Annotated in this window: 3 protein-coding genes and 1 pseudogene; all 4 read right to left on the minus strand. The window is 63.1% G+C overall.

Annotation, left to right across the window (positions count from 1 at the left end):
- Window positions 1-111 (minus strand): annotated as a pseudogene (locus QJT78_RS49485) (DUF3463 domain-containing protein); the annotation flags it as partial.
- A gap of 17 nt (window positions 112-128) precedes the next feature.
- Window positions 129-1,856, minus strand: a complete 1,728-nt coding sequence (locus QJT78_RS49490; RefSeq protein WP_014493609.1) for a methanol/ethanol family PQQ-dependent dehydrogenase — start codon at window positions 1,854-1,856, stop codon at window positions 129-131.
- A gap of 129 nt (window positions 1,857-1,985) precedes the next feature.
- Window positions 1,986-2,639, minus strand: coding sequence for a Rieske 2Fe-2S domain-containing protein (locus tag QJT78_RS49495; RefSeq protein WP_028151273.1), 654 nt, complete (start codon window positions 2,637-2,639; stop codon window positions 1,986-1,988).
- A gap of 264 nt (window positions 2,640-2,903) precedes the next feature.
- Window positions 2,904-3,368 (minus strand): group III truncated hemoglobin, encoded by a 465-nt coding sequence (locus QJT78_RS49500; protein WP_049807821.1) that lies wholly within the window; start codon window positions 3,366-3,368, stop codon window positions 2,904-2,906.
- Window positions 3,369-3,541: the final 173 nt, after the last annotated feature.

The following is a 3,541-nucleotide window of genomic DNA, read 5'->3' on the forward strand; positions in this document are numbered from 1 at the left end:
GTAGCCGCAATGGGCCATACAGTCGGCGCACTTCTCGTACTTGCCGGTGCCGTAGGTCTCCCAGTCGGTGGTGTCCATCAGCTCCTTGAAGGTCTTGGCATAGCCTTCACCCGATTCGCCCGCGGAGCTTATTTCTTCAGCGCGAACACCCAGATCACGCCGCCTTGCGGCACATTGGATTCGATGCCGATATTGTTGGTCGCGAGCGCATCCTGGATGCGCTGCGCGTCGACGCCCCATCCGGATTGGATCGCGATGTATTGCGTGCCGTCGATCTCATAGGACGACGGCATGCCCATGATGCCGGAGTTGGTCTTCTGCTCCCACAGCAGCTCGCCGGTCTTGGCATTGAAGGCGCGGAAGTTGCGGTCGTTGGTGCCGCCGACGAAGACGAGATCGCCTGCGGTCGCCGTCACCGAGCCGAACAACTGCGACTTCGGGAAATTGTGCTGCCACACCTTCTTGCCGGTGACGGGATCCCAGGCCTGGAGCTCGCCGAAATGATCGGCGCCGGGCTTGGTCTTCAGGCCGATGTCTTCCGGCTTGGTGCCGAGCCAGAGTTCGCCGGGCTTGAGCGGAAGCTTCTCGCCGGTAAAGCCGCCGCAGAAATTCTCGTTGGCGGGCACGTAGACGAGGCCTGTCTTCTGGCTGTAGGCCGCCGACGGCCAGTCCTTGCCGCCCCACAGCGACGGACAGAACTCGACGCGCTTGCCGACGGTCGGCTTGTGATCGGGATCGACGATCGGCCGTCCGCTCTCGGCATCGATGCCCTTCCAGACGTCGGTGGAGACGAACGGCCAGCCGGCGACATAGTTGATCTTGGTCGGCGTGCGCTCGAGCACCCAGAAGATCGCGTCGCGGCCGGGATGGACCAGGCTCTTGATGTTGCGCCCATTGCGTTGCAGGTCGATCAGCATCGGCGCTTCGACCTCGTCCCAGTCCCAGGAATCGTTCTGGTGATACTGGTGATAGGTCTTGATCTTGCCGTTGCTGGGATCGAGCGCGAGCACCGACGACGTGTAGAGGTTGTCGCCGGGGTGCATCTCACCGGGCCACGGCGCGGCATTGCCGACACCCCAATAGATCGTCTTGGTCTCCTTGTCGTAATTGCCGGTCATCCAGGCCGAGCCGCCGCCGTTCTTCCAGTCGTCGCCCTGCCAGGTGTCGTGACCGGGCTCGCCCTCGCCCGGAATGGTGTAGGTCCGCCACAGCTCCTTGCCGTCCTTGGCATCGTAGGCGGCGACATAGCCGCGCACGCCGAACTCGCCGCCGGAGCCGCCGACGATGACCTTGCCGTCGATGATCAGCGGCATCAGGGTCATGTACTGGCCCTTCTTGTAATCCTGCACCTTGGTGTCCCACACCACCTTGCCGGTCTTGGCGTCGAGTGCCACGACATGGTCGTCGGTGGTGGCGAGATAGAGCTTGTCCTCCCAGAGGCCGACACCACGGCTGGTCGGATGCAGCTGGAACAGATCGTCGGGGAGCTGCCGCTTGTAGCGCCAATACTCGTCGCCGGTCTTCGCGTTCAGCGCGATCACCTGCCCCATCGGGGTCGCCACGAACATCACGCCGTTGTTGACGATCGGCGGCGCCTCGTGGCCTTCGACCACGCCGGTGGCAAACGTCCAGACCGGCGTGAGATTCTTGACGTTCGAGGTGTTGATCTGGTCGAGCGGGCTATAACCCTGCCCGTCATAGGTGCGCCGATAGAGCATCCAGTTGCTGGGTTCCGGATTTTCCAGCCGCTGCGCGGTGACGGGAGAATAATTCTCGATCGGGCCGGCGCCGGCGGCGGTCGAGGCAAGACACGTGAAGGCGACGAAGCCGGACAGTAACCATTGCTTCCTGGTCATGGAAGTTTTCATGGACGTTCCCCTTTTTCATCCGTTTGAATTCTTGATTTGAATTCTTGTCGTTCGTCCCGTCGTCCGCCCCTCGGCGGATGCGGCCTCTCGTGACGCGGGCATAACCCGCACCGTCCATCATCCTGGCTGCACGCCACCTACCTTTCCGATGAAGTTGCCGGCGACGCTGAGCGAACCGTCAGCGAGCGCGAGCGGCAGCGCGGCAAGCCGCCGCGGCGCCGGCCCGAACACGACCTGCGCGCCCGCGCGGGGATCGTATTCGGAGTTGTGACACATGCACTTGAACACGTCCTTGTCGCCGACATCGCTCTTGACCCAGGCGGTGACGGGACAGCCGGCATGCGAGCAGATCGCCGAATAGGCCAGGATGCCGTCGACGGCACGCGCGCGGGTTTTCTCGTCGAGCTCGGCGGGATCGAGTCTGACGATCAGGATCTCGTTGAGGCGCGAAGCGCTGCGCACCACCGACGTGTTGGGATCCTTCGGCCACGCATGGACCGGCGGTCCACCGGCCGGGAGATCGGCCGCGGTGATGAGCTTTCCCTCCTGGTCGCCTTCGGAGAAGACGAGGAGATCACCCTTCTGCGGACGTTCATCGGAGCCTGGCGGATCCTCGCCCCCGCGCGCCTGCGTGGAACAACCAAGGCAGGCGGTCGTGGCGAGCGCGCCAAGCAGCAGCGTTCGCCGCGTCTGTTCTATGCCCGCGTCGACTTCGGGTTCGGCGGTGGTCTCGGACGATGAGGGAGTGGTGTTGAATGATGCGCGTGACATGCACCTTAGCAGGCGCTGGAACTCTGCCGAAAAAAAGGCGGAGAGTTGGCGCCGCAGCGCATCAATATGTCTTTGCTCGCTTTGGTTGAACGCAAATGAATGCGTTCCAGCGCATATTTGCAATTGCAACGTCACGTCGCGCGATCGGCATGATGATTTTGCAGATCAGACCGATGATGCCGGAATTGGTGCAACGCGTTATTGGCCGCGCAGCACAACCTCGAAGCGACACAACTGCACGTTTTGCAGGCAGATTTGCTGTCGTCAGGACCGGAGCACGTGACGCGGCGCAGCGATACGGCCGGCGATGGTCGCCGACGCCATCTCAAAACTGTCGGCGATGCGACGCGCCTTGTCGATGAAAAGCGCGGCCGCCGGCGGCGGACAGACCTCGCGCGCGGTCTGCTCGAACAGATCGAGCCAGCGGTCGAAATGATCGCCGACCAGGCTGAGCGGCACATGCGCCCGCATCGGCGAACCATGATAGCGGCCGCTCATCAGCACGACCGACGACCAGAAATCCCTAAGTTTGGCGAGATGCTCGTCCCAATTCTGCACGATCGCAAAGACTGGCCCCAGCAGCGCATCCTCGCGCACGCGTCCGTAGAAGCGGGTGACGAGCTCCCCGATCATCTCCTCGGTGATCCCGGTGCGCTCGATCGCATCCTGGGTCAGCAGGTTCCGCCGCGCGGCCGCCGCCTCGCGCTCGGCCTTCAGTCGATCCGACATGCTTTTTCTTCGTCCGTTCTGTCTTCCCCTCTCCCCTTGTGGGAGAGGGTGGCTCGCCGCGAAGCGGCGAGACGGGTGAGCGACTGTGTTCGCTGTCAAGCGGGTTGCCATGGTGTTTTCGTCCTGATCATGACGTTGAGGATGGTCAGCAGCTTGCGGGCGACGGCGATCAG

The organism is Bradyrhizobium sp. Mp27, from assembly GCF_029953005.1.
GTDB lineage: Bacteria > Pseudomonadota > Alphaproteobacteria > Rhizobiales > Xanthobacteraceae > Bradyrhizobium > Bradyrhizobium barranii.